General features: G+C 62.8%; 21 protein-coding genes, 1 tRNA gene and 1 riboswitch. Of the genes, 6 read left to right on the top strand and 16 right to left on the bottom strand.

Features of this window, described 5'->3' with window-relative positions; all coding sequences use genetic code 11:
* Position 1 precedes the first annotated feature (1 nt).
* Genes CU669_RS07960 through CU669_RS07945 form a run of 4 tightly spaced genes read right to left on the bottom strand, consistent with a single transcriptional unit; the run spans position 2 to position 5,973 of the window.
* Positions 2-664, bottom strand: coding sequence for a DUF502 domain-containing protein (locus tag CU669_RS07960; protein ID WP_112143430.1), 663 nt, complete (start codon positions 662-664; stop codon positions 2-4).
* Positions 654-2,045 carry an HlyD family type I secretion periplasmic adaptor subunit gene (locus tag CU669_RS07955; RefSeq protein ID WP_112143429.1) on the bottom strand — a complete coding sequence of 464 codons (1,392 nt, stop codon included), beginning with the start codon at positions 2,043-2,045 and terminating at the stop codon, positions 654-656. The genes CU669_RS07960 and CU669_RS07955 overlap by 11 nt, the downstream gene beginning before the upstream one ends.
* Positions 2,042-4,219: a peptidase domain-containing ABC transporter gene (locus CU669_RS07950; RefSeq protein WP_112143427.1), complete on the bottom strand. Its 2,178-nt coding sequence runs from the start codon at positions 4,217-4,219 to the stop codon at positions 2,042-2,044. Before CU669_RS07950 ends, CU669_RS07955 begins: the two co-directional genes overlap by 4 nt.
* Positions 4,216-5,973 (bottom strand): peptidase domain-containing ABC transporter, encoded by a 1,758-nt coding sequence (locus CU669_RS07945; protein WP_112143425.1) that lies wholly within the window; start codon positions 5,971-5,973, stop codon positions 4,216-4,218. The genes CU669_RS07950 and CU669_RS07945 overlap by 4 nt, the downstream gene beginning before the upstream one ends.
* Positions 5,974-6,146: 173 nt before the next feature.
* Between CU669_RS07945 and argE the strand changes: the two genes are divergently transcribed.
* A complete protein-coding gene (argE, locus tag CU669_RS07940) occupies positions 6,147-7,397 on the top strand; it encodes an acetylornithine deacetylase (protein ID WP_112143423.1) in 1,251 nt (416 codons plus the stop codon).
* Here the strand turns inward: argE and CU669_RS07935 are convergent.
* The 6 genes from CU669_RS07935 to CU669_RS21345 all read right to left on the bottom strand — a co-directional run bounded on the left by CU669_RS07935 (position 7,394) and on the right by CU669_RS21345 (position 11,377).
* Positions 7,394-8,284 carry a DMT family transporter gene (locus CU669_RS07935; protein ID WP_205119396.1) on the bottom strand — a complete coding sequence of 297 codons (891 nt, stop codon included), beginning with the start codon at positions 8,282-8,284 and terminating at the stop codon, positions 7,394-7,396. The genes argE and CU669_RS07935 overlap by 4 nt on opposite strands.
* Entirely contained in the window at positions 8,281-8,511 is a 231-nt protein-coding gene (locus tag CU669_RS07930) for a hypothetical protein (protein WP_112143421.1), read from the bottom strand. The genes CU669_RS07935 and CU669_RS07930 overlap by 4 nt, the downstream gene beginning before the upstream one ends.
* 132 nt (positions 8,512-8,643) lie before the next feature.
* Entirely contained in the window at positions 8,644-9,597 is a 954-nt protein-coding gene (locus tag CU669_RS07925; protein ID WP_112143419.1) for an HTH domain-containing protein, read from the bottom strand.
* A 49-nt stretch (positions 9,598-9,646) separates the two neighbouring features.
* On the bottom strand, positions 9,647-10,420 hold the full coding sequence (locus CU669_RS07920; RefSeq protein ID WP_112143417.1) for an oxygen-binding di-iron domain-containing protein: 774 nt from the start codon (positions 10,418-10,420) through the stop codon (positions 9,647-9,649).
* A gap of 19 nt (positions 10,421-10,439) precedes the next feature.
* Entirely contained in the window at positions 10,440-11,168 is a 729-nt protein-coding gene (locus tag CU669_RS07915) for a hypothetical protein (protein ID WP_146747696.1), read from the bottom strand.
* Positions 11,169-11,227: 59 nt separating this feature from the next.
* Positions 11,228-11,377 carry a hypothetical protein gene (locus tag CU669_RS21345; protein WP_161539613.1) on the bottom strand — a complete coding sequence of 50 codons (150 nt, stop codon included), beginning with the start codon at positions 11,375-11,377 and terminating at the stop codon, positions 11,228-11,230.
* Positions 11,378-11,556: 179 nt separating this feature from the next.
* Here CU669_RS21345 and CU669_RS07905 point away from each other — a divergent pair, with 179 nt between their 5' ends.
* Positions 11,557-12,615 carry a glycosyltransferase family protein gene (locus tag CU669_RS07905; protein ID WP_112143411.1) on the top strand — a complete coding sequence of 353 codons (1,059 nt, stop codon included), beginning with the start codon at positions 11,557-11,559 and terminating at the stop codon, positions 12,613-12,615.
* A gap of 17 nt (positions 12,616-12,632) precedes the next feature.
* Entirely contained in the window at positions 12,633-13,484 is an 852-nt protein-coding gene (locus CU669_RS07900) for a hypothetical protein (protein WP_112143409.1), read from the top strand.
* Between the two features lie 64 nt (positions 13,485-13,548).
* Here CU669_RS07900 and CU669_RS07895 read toward each other — a convergent pair.
* From CU669_RS07895 to gyrA, 5 genes are all read right to left on the bottom strand, one after another.
* Positions 13,549-13,624: transfer RNA gene (locus CU669_RS07895), tRNA-Lys, on the bottom strand.
* 54 nt (positions 13,625-13,678) lie between these two features.
* A complete protein-coding gene (locus CU669_RS07890; protein WP_112143674.1) occupies positions 13,679-14,224 on the bottom strand; it encodes a peptidylprolyl isomerase in 546 nt (181 codons plus the stop codon).
* 15 nt (positions 14,225-14,239) lie between these two features.
* A complete protein-coding gene (locus CU669_RS07885) occupies positions 14,240-14,716 on the bottom strand; it encodes a peptidylprolyl isomerase (RefSeq protein WP_112143672.1) in 477 nt (158 codons plus the stop codon).
* Between the two features lie 28 nt (positions 14,717-14,744).
* Entirely contained in the window at positions 14,745-15,245 is a 501-nt protein-coding gene (coaD, locus tag CU669_RS07880) for a pantetheine-phosphate adenylyltransferase (RefSeq protein ID WP_112143407.1), read from the bottom strand.
* Positions 15,238-17,922 (bottom strand): DNA gyrase subunit A, encoded by a 2,685-nt coding sequence (gene gyrA, locus CU669_RS07875; RefSeq protein WP_112143405.1) that lies wholly within the window; start codon positions 17,920-17,922, stop codon positions 15,238-15,240. The genes coaD and gyrA overlap by 8 nt, the downstream gene beginning before the upstream one ends.
* A 143-nt stretch (positions 17,923-18,065) precedes the next feature.
* Here gyrA and CU669_RS07870 point away from each other — a divergent pair, with 143 nt between their 5' ends.
* On the top strand, positions 18,066-18,464 hold the full coding sequence (locus CU669_RS07870; protein ID WP_112143670.1) for a hypothetical protein: 399 nt from the start codon (positions 18,066-18,068) through the stop codon (positions 18,462-18,464).
* A gap of 67 nt (positions 18,465-18,531) precedes the next feature.
* Positions 18,532-19,035 carry a single-stranded DNA-binding protein gene (gene ssb, locus CU669_RS07865; RefSeq protein ID WP_112143403.1) on the top strand — a complete coding sequence of 168 codons (504 nt, stop codon included), beginning with the start codon at positions 18,532-18,534 and terminating at the stop codon, positions 19,033-19,035.
* A 58-nt stretch (positions 19,036-19,093) separates the two neighbouring features.
* On the opposite strand, the gene CU669_RS07860 is transcribed toward ssb, so the two are convergent.
* Positions 19,094-19,666 (bottom strand): TMEM165/GDT1 family protein, encoded by a 573-nt coding sequence (locus CU669_RS07860; protein ID WP_112143668.1) that lies wholly within the window; start codon positions 19,664-19,666, stop codon positions 19,094-19,096.
* 12 nt (positions 19,667-19,678) lie between these two features.
* Positions 19,679-19,862: riboswitch (yybP-ykoY riboswitch) on the bottom strand.
* 203 nt (positions 19,863-20,065) lie between these two features.
* Here CU669_RS07860 and CU669_RS07855 point away from each other — a divergent pair.
* Positions 20,066-21,439 (top strand): cation diffusion facilitator family transporter, encoded by a 1,374-nt coding sequence (locus tag CU669_RS07855; RefSeq protein WP_161539612.1) that lies wholly within the window; start codon positions 20,066-20,068, stop codon positions 21,437-21,439.
* Positions 21,440-21,469: the final 30 nt, after the last annotated feature.

Below are 21,469 nucleotides of genomic sequence, written 5' to 3'. Positions count from 1 at the left end.
TTCAAGGGGCCGTTTGGTCCATTTGCGGCGACAGCACTCCCAGCGATACCACCATCTTGATGCCGTCCTCGACTCCCATGTCGAGCACCCTCACCTGCGTCCTGGGCACGAACAGGAGAAAGCCAGAGGTGGGATTGGGCGTGGTTGGGACGAAGACGTTGACCATCTCTTCGTCGAAGCAGGCCCGGACTTCGCCGCCGGTTGCGCCGGTGATGAAACCCAGCGTCCAGGCCCCTGCCCTGGGATATTCGATCAGTACGACCTCGCGGAAGGCATCCGCCTTTTGGCCCAGCACCGTATGAAAAATCTGCTTGATGGCCGAATAGATGCCCCGGATGACCGGCATTCTGTCCAGTATGGCCTCGGAAAGCCGGACCACGAGGCGTCCGACGAAATTGGCGGTCACCGCGCCGATCAAGGTCAGCCCCACCACCGCGATCACCAGCCCGAAACCGGGAAGCGCCCAATCCTGAGGATTGAGCGATGGCGGTATCAGAGGCGATATCTGGCCATCGACGAAGCTGATGAATTTCCAGGCGATGTAGAACGTGATGGAGATGGGCGCCGACACCAGGATGCCAGCGAAGAAATAGGCCCGCAGGCGTCCGCTGATCCCCGGCTTGGGGATCAGCGAAGCGGCCTCGGTCACGTCCTTATCTCTCATGGAAGCTCTGTTGGATCTGGGTAAAGATCGGCTTGAGCATGTATTGCAGCAGGGTCTTGTCGCCGGTGATGATTTCCGCCGTGACCGACATGCCGGGCTGCACCATGTAGCGGCCCGAGACCTTGCCGACAAAATTATTGTGGAGCGCGATGACCCCCTTGAAATAAGGATTGCCCTTTTCGTCGGTGAAGCTGGACGCCGAGATCTTGGTCAGCGTCCCCTCAACCGCGCCATAACGGGCGAAGTCGTAGGTGGTGACCTTGACCTTCACCGGCTGGCCGACCTTCAAATGGCCGACATCCTTGGTGTTGATTTTGGCGTCGATCTTCATCTCTTCCTCGATGGGAACCACGTCGCAAACCTGCCCGCCCGGCTGGATGACGGCGCCTTGGTTCTTGACCGCCAATCCCTTGACGATGCCGCGAACCGGCGAGATGACGTCGAGCCGTTTGACGCGGTCTTCGAGACGGCCGATGCTCTCCTGCACCTGGGCCAATTCGTTCACGGTGACGCCCAGCTCGTCCATGGTTTGCTTTTGCAGCGCCGAGTTGCTGTCGATCAGGCGGTTTTCCACTTCCATCAGGGCACCCCTGGCGGTGACTTCCTGTCCCACCAGGCGGGCGACTTCGCCCTGGACCCGCGATAATTCGCGCTTGGTATCGAGATAGACCACGCGGGAGACGAGACCCTTGGCGACCAGTTCCTGGCGCATGGTCATCTCTTCCTGCAACGGCCCCATTTGCTCGCGCAGCGACTGTTCCTGGCTTTGCAATAGGCGCAGGTCGGATCGCTTCTGATCGACTTGGGAGCTGATGACCGATCGGGCGGTGTCACGGGCCTGATTTTGACTGTTGAAAATTGCCGTATTGTCAGCGACCAAACGGTCATAGCCGGCCGGCATGGAACTGAAGTCGGGCTTGCGTTCCTCGGCGAAGGAGCGCAGCCGTTCCGCCTTGATCAGCAAAGTGGCTTCGCGGGCGCGAGTCTGTTCCAAGTCGGAGATGGCCTGGGCGGGATTAAGCTTCAGGATGATCTGGCCAGCCTCGACGACTTCGGCTTCCTTGACTACGATTTCCTGAACGATGCCGCCTTCCAGATGTTGAATGGACTGCACCTGTCCGCTGGGAATCACTTGGCCCTCCGCCGATGCGATTTCCGGTACATCGGTGAAAGCAGCCCAAATGACGAAGGCTAAGGTGGTGGCGCTGGCGACCATCATGGTGAAGCGCACCAGGGCCGAGGTTCCGCTTTCCTCCAGAACCACGGCCTGGGCCAAATGGCGCGACTGGCGCGATGACATCTTGATGGCCGGCTTGGCCGCCACGGGTTGCGGCAGGTTTTCCGGATTGGGAATATTGGCGAGGCTTTGGCTATTGCTCATATCAGATCCGGGGGTATGCGTGCCCTCACCTCTTCGGCGGGACCGGCGAGTCGCAGATAGCCGCCGTCGAACACCAAGATTCGGTCGGCGATGCGGAGATGGCTGGGACGGTGGGTCACCATGAAGATGGTCGACTGGCCGCGGAAATTCTCCACGGCCTGCATGAAGGTGCGGTCGCCTTCGAAATCCAGGCCGTTGACGGGTTCGTCGAACAGCATGATCGGGCTGCGCTTCAGATAGCCGCGTGCCAGCGACAGCTTCTGGATGAAACTGGTGGGGAGATGGTCGGCGGCACCTTCGCCAATCCGCGTCTCGAGACCACGCGGCAGTTCGGCGATTTCATCCCATACATCGGCTTGGTCGCAGGCCCAGCGGATATCGGCGTCCGTGGCCGTGGGGTTGGCGAGACGCAGATTTTGGGCCACCGAGCCGAAGAACAAATTGCAAACCTGGGGCACATAGGAAATCATATGCCGCAACTCGATGGGGTCGATCTGGCGAATGTCGGCGGCATCGATCTTGATATTGCCGGCCTGCGGCGCGTATAGGCCCAGCAACAGCTTGATGACCGTGGACTTGCCCGAGCCATTGCGCCCGGTGACGCAGACCACCTCGCCCGGCTCCACCTCGAACGAGACGCCGACCAAAGCCGGATCAGCCTCGTTGGTGTAGCGCAACGAAACGCGGGAAAAGACCACCCTGCCCTTCACATTCTTCAGCGGTGCGACAATGGCCTTTGGGTCGCGTTCGGGCTTGATGCCCATCAAGCCGTCGATCTGACGGATGGACCCCCTCACCTGCTCGACCCGCTGGATCATGGTGAAGCCGGTCTGAATGGGCGACAACACCCGCCACACCAGCATCATGGCGGCGATCAGGCCGCCGATGGTCAAGGCCCCGTCGATAACGCCGAGGACGCCCACCGAGATGGTGGCCAAGCCCGACGAGATGATGAGAATATTGGACAATGTGCTGATCATGGCGGCGAAAAGGCCGTTCTTGAAACCGCCATAGGCCGCCCGTGCCGACATCTCGCGATAGCGCTTGACCCAGGTATGTTCCGCCGAGGCCAGTTTGACGGCGCGCATCTTGCCCAGGGTCTCGACCATGAATTCCTGGCGGCGCGATGCGGCCCGCGACGCGATGCCCACATTCTTGCGCACGATGGGCATCACCAGATAGCCGCCGATCAGGAAAATAACGGTGGCGATCATGGGGACGATGGCGATAACGCCGCCCAGCATGGCGATGACGGCGAAATAGAAAAAGGCGAAAGGCAATTCCATGAAAACGGTGGCCAACGGGCCGGTGAAGAACTCCCGGACCGACTCGAAGTCCTTGATGCGGGCCACCTGGGCGCCGATGGTGGCGCGCTCGGTGAAGCCCGGCGGCAATGCCAGGATATGCTGGAAGATATTGTTGCCCATGATGTTGTCGAGCCGAGCGCCGACGAAGGCCAGCACGCGGGCGCGCACTTCACGCAATACCGCGTCGGCGATCAAGGCAACCGTCACGCCGATGGAAAGCGCGGCGAGCATGGACAGCGAAGAGGCGCCGATCACCTTGTCGTAGACCGACATGACGAACAGCGGTGTCGACAGGGAGAACACATTCAAGATCAGCGTGACGAAGAAAGCCTGCCAATACAGCGGACGGAAGCGTTCCAACACGCTTTTGAACCAGCTGGCCGGTTTGGCGGCCGCGGCATCGCCGCCCAAATTGGTAAAGAAATACGCGGTTCCCTTATAGGTGCTGAGATCGACCGTGCGGCTGGCGCCCTCGGCGCTGTCGAACACTTCGGCCTCGCCTTCGTCGGTGATGGACTTGATGACCATGGCGGGCAGGTCATCGGGCAGGAACAGGCAAGGCAGCAGGCGGGAATCGATCGTCTCCAGCGCCAGCTTTTCCGGACGACTGGAAAAGTTGAGCGTCGCCATTACATTGCGCAACCCGGTCAGATCCAGGTCATTGGCGAAATGCGGCAGTGATTCCGCCACATGGCGGGGATCGCCCTTCCAGCCCAGCGATTTCAGCAGCGGCAGCAGACAGGCGGCCAGATCGGACGCGGCCGAGAACCCGCCCAAGGCGTTTTGCGCCAGTTGCTGTTCGTATTGCTCGATAGCCCTTTGGTTGGGCTTGGACGGCGTGCTGGAGGTGGCGAGCGCCTTATTCATGCCGGACCTCCCTGGGGAAGCAGCCCCGGCGGCATGCTTGTCTGGGGCGCGGCGCCACCGCGATCCTCGCGCGGCGCCTTGGGGGTCAGGACACCGGCATTCAGATCGAACACCCGATCCGCCATCTTGGCCAAGCTTGGGCGGGCGGTCACCAGCACCAAGGTACGCTTGCCCTTGGCCCGCTCCAACCAGACGCGCAGGAAATTGTCGCCGGTGGTATCCACGGCGGTATTGGCTTCGTCGAACAGAACCACCCGCGGATTGTTCACCAGCGAACGGGCGATGGCGATGCGCTGCTTGATGCCGCGTGGCAGCGAATCATAGGCGCCGTCGCCCACCGGGGTATCGAAGCCAAGCGCCATGGTGGCCACCACCTCGTCCAGGCCCAGCAGACCGGCGGTTTCCACCGCCACGTCATCGAATTCCTTACGGAACATGGTGAGGTTTTGAAGGATGGTGCCCTGGAACAGCTCGCCTGCCTGCGGCAGATAGGCGATCTGGTCGCGCATGCTTTGCGGCTCGAAATCAGAGGCAGGCACGCCGTCCACCAGAAGCCGTCCCACGGTGGGACGCAGGGTTCCCTGCAAGAGAGTGAGCAAGGTGGTCTTGCCTGCGCCATTGCCGGCCGAGATGGCGATGCACTCGCCCTCCCGAATGGCGATATTGGCGTCCTTGATGATAAAGGGCAGCTTCTCGCCATAGCGGAAGCTGGCGCCCTCCAATTCCAGGGCGCCCTTGATCTGACCGACCTTGGGCAAGCCCTTCGGCGCTTCCGGCCGCAGGGTGAACAATTCGGTCAGGCGATGGCGCGCCAGCATGAAGGACTGGAATCGAGTCCATACGCCCAGGGCCTTTTGCAGCGGGCTCATGGCGCGACCGGCCAACATGGAGCAGGCCGCCAGACCGCCAGTGGTCATATCGCCGTCCATCACCACCAGGGCGCCGACCATGGCGACGCAGATGGTGGTGGCCTGGGAAAAGAAGGACGAAACGCCCATTGCGGTGGAACTGTGCAGTGCAACCCGGTAGGCGCCCTCGGCGCAGGCTTCCTGGAGACGCTCGTAACGGCGCACCATCTGGGCTTCCATGGAGAAAGCCTTGACACTGTGAATGCCGCCCAGCACCTCGATGATGAAATTGAAGCGGCGGTCGTCGGCGACCATGCGCTTTTGCAGCGACCCGCGCAATTGGGTGCCGATGGCGATGGCGGTCACCGCGAAGGCTACCAGCAAGGCGATGGGAACCAGCACCAGCCATCCGCCCATCATGGCGACAAGGCTGAGATACAATACGGCGAAGGGGAGATCCAGCAGGGTCAGCATGGCCTGGCCCGCATAGAATTCGCGGACCGTCGGCAGCGCTCCCATGCGTTCCAGATGGGCGCCGGAACCGTCCTTCTCGAAATCGTCGATGCCCGCCATCACCAGATGATCCAGGGCGGTGCAACCCGCCTTGTGCTCGAACTTGGCGCCGACCCAGCCGGTGATATAGGAGCGGCAGAAGTTGAGGGTGGATTCAAGCATCAGCGCGCCAAGAACGCCGCCCATCAGCAGAACCATGGTGCCGACCGACTTGTTGGGCAGAATGCGGTCGTAAACCTGCAACAGCGCCATGGGAAGCGCCAGGCCCAGGATATTGAGAAACAACGACCCCATGGTGAGGTCGAACAAGTTGCCCTTCAAAGTGGAGAGAGAGGCGATGCTGATGGTTTGCGTCTTGGCGCCTTCCGCCCGCCCCTCGCCTGTATCACTCATGCCAAAGCGTCGCGGGCGATCGAACCCACGCTCCCTTTCCGAACCTTGACAAACCGCCCATCCCCAAAAATCTGCGATAGCGACAGAATACCGTCCTCCGATGGCCGGGGCCATAGCCCAATCTGGGTAGACGCGGCGGATATCCTGGCGTCGCACCGTCTTCCAGACTTAGAATGGCGGCATGGTCCAATTCTCGGCGGCTTCCCCGAGGAGTGCGACCGGCGACCATCACCAGCGAGAATACGTCCTTGAAAAACCATGCGGCGGCACAACGCTTTTCCAGCATCGACATGATCGAACATTTAGTGGCGTTCGATACTACGAGCTACAAGTCTAATTTAATGTTAACTGAATTCGCATCCGACGTTTTGTCGCAACTTGGAGCGGAAATTCACCTGACCTGGGATGATGCGCGCCAAAAGGCGAATCTATTCGCCACCATCGGGCCGTCCGACCGTCCCGGCATCGTCTTGTCGGGCCATACCGACGTGGTGCCGGTGGACGGCCAGGACTGGACTTCCGACCCATTCGCGGTGACACGACGCGACGGCAAGCTGTTCGGCCGTGGCACCTCGGACATGAAGAGTTTTATTGCCGTCTGCTTGGCGCTTGCCCCCGAATTCGCGGCGCGGCGGCTGTCCATGCCGGTTCACTTCGCTTTTTCCTACGACGAGGAAATCGGTTGCGTCGGCGTGCGGCGCCTGATCGACGATCTGGGCCATCTCGCCATCCCCCCTCGCCTGTGCATCGTCGGCGAACCCACCGAGATGAAGGCGGTGATCGGCCATAAGGGAAAAAAGAGCGTGCGCTGCCACGTGGAAGGCCACGAATGCCATTCCGCCCTCAATCACAAGGGCGTCAACGCGGTGGAGATCGCCGCCGAACTGGTGTCGCGCCTGCGTGGACTGCAACGACGCATTCGCGAGAGCGGACCCTTCGATCCCGGCTACCAGCCCCCTTATACCACCATCCACACCGGGACCATTCGCGGCGGTACCGCCTTGAACATCGTGCCCAAGGTCTGCGATTTCGAATTCGAGATCCGCAATCTTCCCGATCACGACCCGGAAGAACTGATGGCGGAGATGCGCGGCTGGGCCCAGGATCTGGTGCCCGAGATGCTGGAGGTCTCCCCCGATTCCGGCATCATGCTGGACGAGCACAACAGCACCGCCGGTCTCAATATGAGCCCGGACCACGAGGCGGTCGCCCTGGTCTGCGCGCTGACCGGCAACAACGACACCAGCAAGGTCGCCTTCACCACCGAGGCGGGGCTGTTCCAACGCGCAGGCGTCCCCGCCGTGGTCTGCGGCCCCGGCAGCATCCAGCAGGCTCACAAGCCGGACGAGTTCATCACCCTGGATCAGGTCGCCCAGTGCGAAACCTTCCTGCGCCGTCTGATGGATTACATGACGGAACGCTAAGCCTTCGCCCGCACCACCAGGGCGACTCCCACCGCCGTCGCCGCCATTCCGGCCAGGGCCAGCGGCGTCAGGGCCTCGCCGAACAGCAGGAAGGCCAGGATCGCCGTCATGGGCGGCACCAGATAGAAGAAGCTGGCGACCTTGGCCGCCTCGCCCAGGCGGATCAGGGTCATCAGCAGGCTGATGGCGCCCAGCGACAGCACCAGCACCAGCCAACCCAGGGCCAGAACGAACGGCATGGCCCAGCGGATTTCCATGGTTTCGAACGTCATGGCAACCGGAAGCGAGACCGCAAGGGCCGCCAGGTACTGGATCAGAGTCCCGGTCCGCAAATCCATTCCGGTACAAAAACGTTTTTGATAGAGGGTTCCGGCGGTGATGCCCAGCAAGGCGGCGATGGCGAAAGCCATGCCGTCCCAGCCGAAGCCGTCGAAGCTGACCCCCGTCAGGCGGGTCGACAGCACCATGGCGACACCGATCAACCCCAGGCCCAGACCCAGCCATTGCCGCCACCCCACATGCTCGCCCAGCAGGGGCCCCACCACGGCGGCGGTCAGCAGCGGCTGCAACCCCGCCACCAAGGCCACCAGTCCGGCGGGAACGCCGAGGCGGATGGCGCCGAATACGCCGCCCAGATAGATGGCGTGGACCAGCAGCCCGGATACGGCCAGATGCCCGACCAACTTGAGGTCGCGGGGCCACGCGGCCTTGCTTGCGGCGACCATGGCGCCGAGAAGCACCACTACCACAACGAAGCGCACCACCAGGAAGGTGAAAGGCTCGGCATAGGGAAGCCCGAATTTGGCGCCGATGAAGCCGGTGCTCCACAACAGCACGAAGACTCCCGGCATGGCGGCGGTCCAGGCATGGTTGCGCATGGCGGTCATCCGGCTTGCGGGGGCGGTGTCTCATCCTTGGCGGCCGGCTTCTCCTTGCCGCCGGTCCAGAACACCCAGGTGGAGGCGATCCACACCCCCAGGGCGATGAAACCAGTCAGCTTGGGCGAAACCCCGAATTTCTGCGGCAGGATCAGCAGCAAGGCGATGCCGCCGAAAAATCCGATGGCGACGCTGATCGCGCCGATGACGTGGCGGGGCAAGGGCTTACGGGCCATGGCTCAGAGCCTCACTTCCATGGAATTGTCCATACCGCCGCCCCCTTGGCGACCCGTTGTACTAGACCTGTAATCCGGTATCAGAGGGCGGATTTAAGCACCATACAGATCAAATCCACGGACGCCAACCGGTCATACCGCTGTGTTGAAGCCCTTTAGGTGCTTATGAACGGCTTGGCGGGATATGCCGAGCTGCTTGCCGATGGTGGCCAGCGACCATTCGGGATGCTCCGACTTCAGGCGTCGCGCCCGGTCCTTGGTGCTTTCGCGCGAGCTCTTCGCCGACAGTCCATGGGCCATGGCGGCGAAATCGCGAAGAAGAACCGCGTATCCTCCTCCGTCATCGCCGCCTCGTTCGGCCCAATAATCCAGCCTCGCCGAAAAATCGTCCAAACTGGCCGCGTTCACGTCACGACGCCACAGATCCTCGACCAGCTTGCGGCGGGCGGCGCAGGCGGTCGGCAGCGTTCCCGATCCGGGACACTGAAACAACAGTTCCAGATGTCGCAGCCGTTCCTCCCATTTCAGGCATTCCGCGCGGGCCGCGACCACCGTCCCGGGCAGGGGAAAAGCGGTGGTGACCGCCACCGCCAGAGTGTCCGGCAGGGGATGCCAGGGCAACTGCCAACCGGCCAAGGGAGCGAAGGGGTCAGTTTGCGCCCCCTCCTCCGCCAGGGACGCGCAGGCGGCGATGAAGATGGTTTCGAACGGCGTGGGGGATGCCACCGCTTCCTCCCCGCCATAGAGCGCGATCACCGCCTCGCGCTCCCCCAGTAGGCCGCGCTCGCGTCGTCGTTGTTGGCGCATGGCCTGGATGATGGAGCCGGGGGTGTCGCCTTCCTCCCGCAGCCGTAGCGAGGTCATGGCGGTTTCGACCGCCCCCGCCCCGCGCGCTTCGGTGCGGGTGGCCAGACCATCGAGCCCGGCGGCGTAGCTGCCCCATTCACGTTCGCAATAGGCCGTGGCCCGTTCCAGGGCCAGATCCTGTTCGATCTCGCTTTCGGCCTCGTAAAGCGCCAGCATGGTTTCAAGGCGATCCAGCGCCTTGTCCTGGCGGTCCTCGCTTATTTGCTCGAAGAGATCCACGTCGCCCCCGTCAACACTGCGTTGACAGTGCGGTTGACGGCGTCAAATGTCAATCCAGCTTGGCGATCGCCACGTCGAAGGAGTCAAGACCGCTGCCAAGGGGCAACTCCGCCAGCCAATCGAGAAACTTTCCCACATCCGGCCCCCGAAACAGCAAGCCGTGCTGGGGGGCGAGAATATCCACGTCGAGTCGGCGGATCATGGCGACCCATTTGTCGCGGGCGGCCGGTGATCCCATCCAGCGCCGGTGGAACGCCTCCATATACTGAATATGGCCGGTGAAATCCTCCACGAAGATGCTGGTGCGCTTGTCCCTGGGCACCAGGGCGGCGCCGATATCGCCGGAAAACAGGATCTTGGCCGCCGGGTCGTAAATGGAAAAGTTCCCAGGCGAATGAAGGTAATGGGCGGGCAGCACCCGGACTCGCAGCTCGGGCGATATTTCGATTTCGCAACCTTCGTCGGGAATGGCATCGAAGGTGGCGGCCCGGTCGAAATGGCTGACGAATCCTGTCCACATCCACGAGACATGAGTCGTCAAGTCGGACGGACAGACCTGCCGCCACAGCGGCAGCGCCGAGGATACATCGGGGTCTTGATGGCTGAGAAACAGATGCCGGATATGATCCACCGACACTTCCTGGGTAACCGCCGCGACCATGGCGGGGAACACCTCGACGCCGCCGGGATCCATCAGCATGCAGCCCTGCGCGCCGACCACCACCAGTTGGTTGGTGTCGATCACGTTGTCCGGCTTGGCGGGGTCATCGGCGAAAGCCAGCCAGCGGTGGTCGCCTTGTGCCCAAAGCTCGGTGCATTTCATGGCTCAGACAGTCCCTTCCCTATTGCCCGCGGCTGCCCAGACTCGCCAGCGCGACGATTGTTTCGGTGGCGTTTCGCAAATTGCGCCCGGCCTCGTCCACCATGCGCCGCAAATCCTCCATCTGTGCCCGAATGGTATCGGCGATGGTTGTCAATTCGACCTCCCATGGCCCGGCATCGGTGGCTTCGATGGCGATATTGGCGGCGATGAGTTCGGTCTGAAGCATGACCTCTCGGGCCAGTTTCACCATGGCGGCGAACTGATCATTGGTGCGCCGCAGCCCATTGGCGGCATCACCGATGGCGCGAATCCGAACACGCCAAGCGCGACCCATGGCGGTAAGTGCCGCCGATTGCCCGCCCTGCCCCCGCAGGATCAAGGTACCGGCGGCCTCGATCTTGTCGATATCGTTGATGGCGCGCATGATTCCGCCAGAAATCTCGTAGGTGTCGCGCTTCAGCATCAGCATGCGCGGCAGCGCCTGCTGGAGTCGGGTTACGGATTCCGTGGCGAAATTGGTCAAAACCCGGACGGATCTGCCGTAATCACCGGCGCGCGCCGACACCAGACCGGCATTGATGGATAGCAGGCGCAATCCCTCCACCAGCTTCGGCAATCCGTCGAAGGCGTGATAAGCACCGACGCAATTGTCATAGAGATGGGAGGTAAAGATTGAACAGTCCCGAAGACTGTCCCGCCAAATGGCCCCTTCGTCATGAGGCGTATCAAATCCGGAAAAATCAGCCATCACCCAGCCGCATAATGCATAGGCCGATGATCATAGGTCGGGGGTTCATCCAAGGCAAATCAGCAATGCGCGCTTTCCGAATCCGCCAGTTCTCGGGCCAGAAGTTTCTCCAGCGCTTCACGGATAAGGCCGGGTGGGGCCGTCAGGACGGAATAGCCTTCAACGGCGAGATATGCGGCGACAGCAGCGAGCATGAGACGCGGGATCATGGCAACCTCCGTCATTCTGACGGCAGCGCGTCCCCACCATGGGGATTGAGCTTCGTTATAGAGTAGCAGTTACGCGTGAAGATGGGATTAACACCGGTTCGCAGGCAAAAGCCCGCGCTCGCGCATGGTAATGCGGCCTGTTAAGCTTACGTCCCCACGCCGGTCCATGGAGAGCGCCAGTGCCCGGAACCGTTCTGCTGTTCGGCCATGCGGACAGCGCCGATACCGTAAACCAGTTCTTGAGGGATCTTGCCCAGGGGTTTCGCGACCTGGAACAGCCCTGCCTGCTGACCATGCTCGACGGCCGCACGCCTTTGGCCTTGGATCCTGCCGTCATTCGACAAAGCGGATCCTTCGCCGTCGATATCAATGCCAAGATCGATACCGGCGATTTTCCGAAACTTTCGCTGATCGTCGATCACCCGGTCAGTCATCCGCGCCTGCTGGCCCCCGGCGCTCGGACGGTGCTTGGCCTTATCGATCGGGAGCATTGTCGGATCGGAGATTACCTAAGGGCTCCCGCCGTCTTTATTCCCCATGGCGGGCCACCGCCGGACGTCATCGCGGCTTCACCCAGGGACATTGATGTCCTGTTCGTGGGCAATTTGCTCGGTGAAGCGATTCCTCGAACGCCCATGGAGGCCCGCGCCGTAGAGATCGGGCGAGGCATCGCCCTATCCTGCACCGATCCGTTTTCGGCCGTCCTCGCCGAGTTCGGTCGACTTGATCCGCTGGAAATCAAGCCCTTGCTCGATCTCGCCACCAATGAATCGCAACGTCTCGCCCGGCTCGCCGCCCTGCGGTCCATCCGAGCGGCGCGTATTCACGTCGTCGGCTATGTGCCGGACGATTTGGTGGAGCAAATGCCCGACGGTGCCATCCTGCATGGTTTCGATCGGTCGTTCTTCCAGGGGCGCGACTTGATGCACCGTGCCAAGGTGGTCATTAACGTCACCCAGAAATTTCCCGCCGGATCCCATGAGCGGATTTGGTACGGAATGGCGGCGGGCTGCGCCGTGGTCACCAACCGGTCCTCGTTCCTGGCGGAGGACTTCGTTCACGGGGAGTCGATCCTGTTTTACGATGACCCCCGACAGGTGGGAGACCTGGTCGAGATCGCCTTGGGCGGCGATCAGGCCCGAGCCATGGCCGCCGCCGCCCTTCCCGCCTACGAGGCCGGACATACCTGGACCGAGCGGGCGGAACGTATCATGGTGGCCATGATCGGACGGACGTAGGGCGAAAGAGGACGGATATGCAGGATTGGGCCACGCGTTATGACCTCTTCTGGACTGCCAGAACCAAGGTATTTGACGAAATACTGGCCGAGGAGCATTCCCTCGCCCGCGTCCAGGCCCGGTTCGATGACTACGAACGCCATCACCAGATGAAGAGCGACGGCGCCACCAGCTTTTATGTGGAGGGACCGCCGCCGCCGGATGCCATTTCCACCCTGGAAATCAACGACCAGTTGATCGTCGCCGGAACCTCCATTCGCGCCCCCGCCCTTCTCGACTTCCGGCGCGACCGGCTGCTGGCCCGCATGTCCAAGGAGATGGATTGCGTCATCGAGCTGGGGGCCGGATATGGCCGCCAGATCTTCGACATGTGGCTGGCCGGGGCGACGAAGACCGCACGCTATATCGCCTGCGACTATTCCCGCTCCGGCCTCGCCTTGGCGGCGCGGCTGGCGCGCTTGGAGCCCGAACTTCAGTTCGAGACCGCCGCCTTCGACCTGCGCGATCCGGTCCTTCCCAACCTGGATGCTTATGGGAACATCCTGCTTTTTTCAGCCGCGACAATGATTTACAGCCAGCCGTTCAACACGGATATCTTCAAGGCCATCGCGGCGATCAAGGGCAGCGTCACCTGTATTTTCTTTGAACCGTTCGGCTTTCAGGTCAACGCCTCGGCACCCCATTCCAAGGCGCAGCAATTGCAGATGCTGGCCAACGGCTGGAATCTCGACTTCTATGAAAAGCTGACGGGCAAGGGTGCCGAATACGGCCTTGAGGTGATCGCCATCGCCCAGGACCTGATCGGCGCGGTGGAATCCCCCGTCCAGGTCTTGACGGCCTTCGTCGTCTCCAAGCCGGGCCAGATGTAACGAAGGGGCAGACATGACAAAGGGGCTGACATGGCGTCAACCCCTTGCGGTATCGAGACGAGAGTGGTGGGCCCGCCGGGACTCGAACCCGGGACCTCTCGATTAAAAGTCGCTTGCTCTACCAACTGAGCTACGGGCCCTTTTGAGAAGGGCGCTCACCATAGGCAGGCGAACGCCCCTCGTCAATGCGGGATCTACTTCTTGGCGTCGGCCAGGATTTGAGCGCGGATCAGCCTGTCGGGCTTGGAGACGATGCCGTTTTCGCTGGAGTCGCCCTTCTTGATCCGATCGACCAATTCCATGCCCTCGACCACCCGGCCGAAGGCGGTATACTTGCCGTCCAGGCTGGGGGCCGAGCCCAGCATGATGAAGAACTGGGAATCGGCGGAATCGGGGCTGGCGGAACGCGCCATGCCGACCACGCCACGCACGAAAGGCTCGCCGGTGAATTCGGCGCGGATCTTGGTGCCCGAGCCGCCGGTGCCGGTGCCGGTGGGATCGCCGCCCTGGGCCATGAAGCCGTCGATGACGCGATGGAACGGGGTGCCGTCATAGAAGCCCTTGCGGGTCAGTTCCTTGATGCGCTCCACATGCTTGGGGGCGAGATCGGGGCGGAACTCGATCACCACCTTGCCCGACGACAGTTCCAGCACCCAGGTATCCTCGGGGCTGGCGGCCTGGGCCGGTTGCAGGGCGGCCAACAGCAGGGCGGCGGCAGCGATGGCAATGCGCTTGAACAGAGTGGTCATGGCGGATCAATCCTCGGAATCGGCGGCGACGCGCAGGCGGACGATGCAATCGGGACTGTCCACCGAACCGCCGCGACCGGCGCCCTTCTTGATGGAATCCACGAAGTCCATGCCTTCGGTGACCAAGCCCCAGACCGTGTATTGACGATCGAGATGCGGGGTGTCGCCGAAGCAGATGAAGAATTGCGAATCGGCGGAATCCGGGCTGGCGGCGCGCGCCATGGAGCAGGTGCCGCGCACATGCTTTTCCTTGGAGAACTCGGCCTTGAGGTTCTTGCCGGAACCGCCGGTGCCGGTGCCTTTGGGGCAGCCCGTCTGCGCCATGAAGTCGGGGATCACCCGATGGAATTTCAGGCCGTCATAGAACTTCTCGCGTGCCAGTTCCTTGATCCGCGCCACATGATTGGGCGCAAGGTCGGGGCGCAGCTCGATGACGACGCGGCCGTCCTTCAGGTCCAGGTACAGGGTGTTTTCGGCGTCCACGCGGTCCTCCATTGCTCTTGGCGGTTTCTTACGAACCGAACTTCTCGTCCAGCTTGCCCTTCACCCGTGGGCTGACGAACTGGGAAATATCGCCGCCGAGACGGCCGATCTCCTTGACGAAGCGCGACGAGATGAACTGGCAGCGCTCCGACGCCATCAGGAAGATGGTTTCGATTTCGGGCGACAGCCGGGCGTTCATGCCGGCCATCTGGAATTCGTATTCGAAATCCGAGACGGCACGCAGGCCGCGCACGATCAGATTGGCGCCGCATTGGGCGGTGAAATCCACCAGAAGCGTGTCGAAGGAGCGAACCTCGATGCTGGCGCCGATATTGCGCGCAAGGTCGGCCATCTCGGCCTCGGCCATTTCGAGGCGTTCCGCCAGGGTGAACAGCGGTCCCTTACCGGCATTGCCAGCCACCGCGACGATCAGGTGATCGACCGCGCGGGCGGCGCGGGCGACGATGTCGAGATGGCCATTGGTGACCGGATCGAAGGTACCGGGATAAAGGCCGACGCGCTTAGGCATCCTCGCCTCCCGCCAAACTCTCGGGTGCATCCTCCGCTCCTTCGTCGGAATCCTCGCCGTCATCGGAATTGCCGGCGATGTCGCACAGCCTCGCGGCCGATACCACGCGTTCCCCCTCGGCGGTGCGCAGCAGGGTCACGCCCTGGGTGCGGCGTCCGACGATGCGGATATCATCCACCGGCATGCGGATCAGCTTGCCGCCGTCGCTCACCAGCATGATTTCGTCTTCGTGATCGACCGGGAACGAGGCCACCACCGGGCCGGTCTTGTCGGTCATGTCGATATTGGCGATGCCCTGGCCACCGCGGCCGGTGATGCGATACTCGTAGGACGAGGTGCGCTTGCCGAAGCCGTTCTCGGTCACGGTCAGGATGTATTGCTCTTCCGCCGCCATCTTCTCGATCTGGTCGGCGGGCATATCGCCGCGCAGATAGGAGTCGCGGGTTTCGGAATCGTAGTTCACATGGCGCAGGATGGACATGGAGATGACTTCGTCGCTCGCCTCCAGCCGGACGCCGCGCACGCCGGTGGAATCGCGGCCCTTGAAGACGCGGACCTCGGGGACCGGGAAGCGGATGGCCTTGCCCATGCGGGTGGCCAGCAGCATGTCGTCGGCCTCGGAACAGGTCTGCACCGCGATCAGGCGTTCACCCTCGCCCAGCTTCATGGCGATCTTGCCGTTGGCGCGCACCTCGGTGAAGTCGGACAGCAGATTGCGTCGCACATCGCCCGACGAGGTGGTGAACACCACATGCAGGTCGCCCCAGGTGCTTTCATCCTCGGGCAGCGGCATGACGGTGGAGATGGTTTCGCCTTCATCCAGCGGCAGGATATTGACCATGGCCTTGCCGCGCGCCTGGGGGTTGCCCAAGGGCAGGCGGTAGACCTTCAGCTTGTAGGCGATACCGGTGGACGAGAAGAACAGCACCGGCGTATGGGTGCTGGTCACGAACACCTGGTTGAGGAAATCCTCTTGCTTGATGTTCATGCCGGACCGGCCCTTGCCGCCGCGCCGCTGGGCACGATAGGCAGACAGGGGGACGCGCTTGATGTAGCCGGTATTGGTCACCGTCACCACCATGTCCTCGCGGGCGATCAGGTCCTCGATATCGGCTTCGAACTCGTTTTCCTCGATGGTGGTGCGGCGCGGCGTGGCGAACTGCTCGCGGATTTCCAGCAACTCGCCCTTCATCACCTCGAACAGGCGCGGCCGCGACGACAGGATGCGCAGGTATTCCTCGATCTGGTGGCCGATCTCGCGCAGCTCGTCGCCGATCTTGTCGCGCTCCAAGCCGGTCAGACGGTGCAGGCGCAGATCCAGGATCGCCTTGGCCTGAAGCTCGGACAGCGAATACTTGCCATCGACGATGCCGCGTCCGGGTTCGTCGATCAGATCGATCAGCGGCCCCACATCGCCCACCGGCCAAGCGCGCCCCATCAGTTGCTCGCGGGCGGTACCGGGATCGGGGGCGGCGCGGATCAGGCGGATGACCTCGTCGATATTGGCCACGGCGATGGCGAGACCGGCCAGGATATGGGCGCGGTCGCGGGCCTTGCCCAGTTCGAAGATGGTGCGCCGGGTGATCACCTCCTCGCGGAAGGCGATGAAGGCGGCGACGATGTCGCGCAGCGTCATCATCATGGGACGCCCGCCGTTCAGCGCCAGCGAATTGACGCCGAAGCTGGTCTGCAGCGGGGTGAACTTGTAGAGCTGGGCCAGTACCACGTCGGCGATGGCGTCGCGCTTGATCTCGATCACCACCCGCACGCCGTCGCGATCGGATTCGTCGCGCAGGTCGGAAATGCCCTCGATCTTCTTGTCGCGCACCAGTTCGGCGATCTGCTCGAGCATGCGCGACTTGTTGACCTGATAGGGAATCTCGGTGACCACGATGGCTTCGCGGTCCTTACGGACTTCCTCCATATGGACGCGGCCGCGCATGACCACCGAGCCGCGCCCGGTGGTCTGGGCGGCGCGGATGCCGGAACGGCCGAGAATGGTGCCGCCCGTCGGGAAATCCGGGCCGGGAACAAGCTCCATCAGCTGTTCGACCGTCACATCCGGGTTGTCGATATAGGCGCAGCAGGCGTCGATCACCTCGCCCAGATTATGGGGCGGGATGTTGGTGGCCATGCCGACGGCGATGCCGCCCGCGCCATTGACCAGCAGATTGGGAAAGCGGGCGGGCAGCACCACCGGCTCGTGGGTGGATTCGTCGTAATTGGCCTGGAAATCGACGGTATCCTTGTCGATATCCTCGATCAGGGCATGGCCGGAGCGGGCCAATCGGGCCTCGGTGTAGCGCATGGCGGCTGGCGGATCGCCGTCCATGGAGCCGAAATTGCCCTGCCCGTCGATGAGCATGAGGCGCATGGAGAAGTTCTGCGCCATGCGCACCATGGCGTCATAGATCGAGGAATCGCCATGGGGGTGATACTTACCCATGACATCGCCGACGATGCGCGCCGATTTGCGGAACGGCTTGTTATAGTCGTATCCCGCTTCCTTCATGGCGAAGAGGATACGGCGATGAACCGGCTTCAACCCATCGCGGACATCGGGGAGCGCCCGGCTCACGATCACGCTCATGGCGTAATCGAGATAGGAGCGCTTCATCTCGTCTTCGATGGTGACCGGAGTGATATCGAACTGTGGCGACGCAGGCGGCGTGGTCAACGAATTCTTCCCGTCGGTTTTCTAAAGGAAACCAGAGTTTGGGGTGGCTGGAGTGCCACGGTGGCGCACGCTACCAGATATCGTGCAGTGCGACAACCGTGTGGGTGTGGCATAATGCCAAGGTGACCAAGGGGGCCATTGGAATGAAGAGAATCATCGCCGCCCAGCAGGTTCTGTCCGCCCGGACCTCCGATACCGGAGACGGCGTCCGGGTTGTCCTGCTCGACGAATCCGGCGAGGAAACCGTGGTCACCCTACCGCTGGACCAACTGGCCATCCTGTCGTCCTGGCTGGAACAGGCCGGGCGCTTGGCCGATGGCGAACCGGCCTCGGCGCGCCCCCCGGCGCCTTCCATCCAGGTGGAGAAATGGACGGTGCGCCCCGAGGCCGACGAGGAGTTCCTCACCCTGGGCTTTCGCCTCGTCAAGGGCGGCGAGATCAATCTGCGCATGCACCGCACGGGCGCCGCCGCCTATGTGAAAGCGCTGGCATCGCTGCTGGGCCGACTGCTGCCCGCCTCGCCGTCCAAGGCCAAGCATTAGTCTCTTTCACCCGCGCACCTCATGCAGTACCATCCGCCCCTGCATTTTCAAGGGGAGCCACAGCGCCATGGCCGGCAGCGTCAACAAGGTCATTCTTTTGGGCAATCTGGGCCGCGATCCCGAGGTTCGCACCTCGCAGGACGGGTCCAAGATCGTCAATCTCAACATCGCCACCTCGGAATCCTGGAAGGACCGCGCCTCTGGCGAGCGCAAGGAAAAGACCGAGTGGCACCGGGTCGTCATCTTCAATCCCAATCTGGCCGACATCGCCGAGCGCTATTTGAAGAAAGGCAGCTCGGTCTATGTTGAAGGCGCGCTGCAAACCCGCAAATGGACCGACCAATCGGGCCAGGAGAAATACTCCACCGAGGTGGTGATCGGCCGCTTCAAGGGCGAACTCACCCTGCTGGGCGGCCGTGACGGCGGCGGCGGTGGTGGCGGCGGCTATGACGATGGTGGTCGCCAGGGCGGCGGCGGCGGCGGTCGCCAAAGCGGTGGTGGCGGCGGTGGCGGTGGCGGCGGTCAGGGCTGGGAACCGCCCGCCGACATGGACGACGAAATCCCGTTCTGAGTTTCGCCGTCCAAAGGATTGAAATCAAAAGGCCTCTTCCCTTGGAGGAGGCCTTTTTCTACATCAGGTCGCCGCCGTATCCCATCAGGGCCAGAACACCGAGAATGGCGAACAACGCCGCGGCGACGGTGCGCACCAAACGCAGCGGCAGGCGATCCGCCATGGCGCCGCCGATGAACACCGCCGGAACGTCGGCGATCAGCATTCCCAGGGTGGTTCCCATGGTGACGGACACCATATCGCCGAAGCGAGCCCCCAAGGCCACCGTCGCCACCTGGGTCTTGTCGCCGATTTCCACCAGGAAGAATGAGACGGTGGTGGCGACGAAGGCCCCCGCCCGCTCCCACATCCTGGGGTCGTCGTCCATCTTGTCGGGAACCAGGGTCCATGCCGCCATGCCCAGGAAGGACAGGCCGATGATCCAGCGCAGTATCTCCGGCCCCATCCATTGGGCCACCGCCACCCCGACTCCGGCGGCGATGCCATGGTTCAAGAGAGTGGCGACGAAGATTCCGGCCACCACCGGCACCGGCTTGCGGAACTTGGCGGCCAGCAGCAAGGCCAGGAGTTGAGTCTTGTCGCCAATCTCGGCGGCGGCCACCACCGCAAGGGAAATCAGAACCGCTTCCATGAAGATCATCCTGGGGGATCGGGCAATTGAACCAATGGCCTGGTGTCCCGCCCGACCCCAATGTCGAGGGACGCCAGCCAAAGGTCTCGCCACTTTCCTTGATGCGCCATGGGCCGCCTCCCGTTGAAGGTGGTCCCAATTGTGTTGACGCATCCCCCTCTGAACCCGAGGGCGGCTACTCCCCAATGACGGCCGCAGCATAGCCATCTGGCCGAGACGGCGCAATAAGGTTTTCGAATGGAAAAGCTCCTGAAGTGGCGGTGCGCCCATGCGGATACATGCAATTGATTGTCAAAGGTATTTGCGGCAGATATTCGTCATCTAGATTTTGTCTCGCCTTTCATAAAGCCCCCCCTTGCTATACGAATGACGATGCATTTCTTATGGAGCCGCCCAGACATGTCCGATGACCGCAAAAGCGCCGTCGCTCTTAGCTCGGTATTCGCCAGCGCCGCCATGACGGTCATGAAGCTGGCGGTCGGCTTGATGACGGGAAGCCTCGGCGTGCTGTCGGAGGCGGCCCACTCCCTGCTGGACATGGGCGCCGCCATTCTGACCTGGTTCGCCGTGCGCATCGGCGACCAACCCGCCGACGAGCGCCATCCCTACGGCCACGGCAAGGTGGAAAGCGTCTCCGCCCTGATCGAGACCGGCCTGCTGTTCGTCACGGCCGCCTGGATCGTCAAGGAAGCCGTCACCCGGCTGATGGCGCCCGCCGTCGAGGTGGAAACCACCTGGTGGTCGGTAGGAGTCATCGTCGCTTCCATCATCATCGACATAGGACGCTCCCGCGCCTTGTCCAAGGTCGCCAAGGAAACCGGCAGCCAGGCGCTGGAAGCCGACGCCCTGCACTTCTCCTCGGACATCCTCAGCTCCACGGCGGTGCTGATCGGGCTTGGGCTGGTTTGGTTGGGCTGGCCCAAGGGCGACGCGGTGGCGGCCCTCGGCGTCGCTGCTTTCGTGGTCCTGGCGGGCTGGCGCCTGGGCAGTCGAACCATCGACGTGCTGGTGGATGCCGCGCCCCAAGGCATCGCCGAACGGGTCGAGGAGGTCGCCGCCAAGGTTCCCGGCGTGGCGCGGGTGGACGCGGTGCGCGCCCGCCCCGCCGGCCCCACCGTCTTCGCCGAAGTGGTGGTCAAGGTCGGCCGCACCATGCATCTGGAACAGGTGGAAGCCTTGCGGCGCGCCGTGATCGAGCGGTTGAAAAGCGACTTGCCCGAGGTTCAGCCCATGGTCATCGCCGAGCCCCTGACCCTGGACGATGAAAGCATCACCGAGACCGTCCGGGGCCTTGCCGCCACCCGGGGGCTTGCCGTCCACCATGTGGGCGTCGCCGCCATGGACGGCCATCCCCATGTCAGCTTCGACCTGGAGGTGGATGAGAGCCTGACCATCGCCGCCGCCCACGCCATCGCCACCACCCTGGAAGACGAGCTGAAGGCGGAGCTGGGGGCCGAGGTCACCATCGACAGCCACATCGACCCGCGCCGCAAGGAAGTCTTCACGGACGCTCAGCCCGCCGGGCATCGCCAAGCGGAAATCCGCGCCGCGCTGGCCGGGCTGGCGGACGGATTGGTGGACAAGGTTCACCATCTCGAGGTTCAGGAACGCGAGGACGGCCTTTACGTCTCGTTCCACTGCCTGTTCCCCGACGATGTCCCCATCGGCCAAGCCCATCAGGCGACGGCGCGGCTGGAACATCGGCTGCGCGACACGGTTCCCGGTATCGCGCGGGTGGTCGTCCATGCCGAACCCATCAGCGAAGGGGCCTGAGGGCTTTATCCGCCTCTCGAAAGCTTCTAA

It is taken from the genome of Paramagnetospirillum kuznetsovii, assembly GCF_003284725.1.
Taxonomy (GTDB): Bacteria; Pseudomonadota; Alphaproteobacteria; order Rhodospirillales; family Magnetospirillaceae; genus Phaeospirillum; species Phaeospirillum kuznetsovii.
The sequence above is the reverse complement of the archived record's forward strand: the minus strand, read 5'-3'. Positions and strand labels throughout refer to the sequence as shown.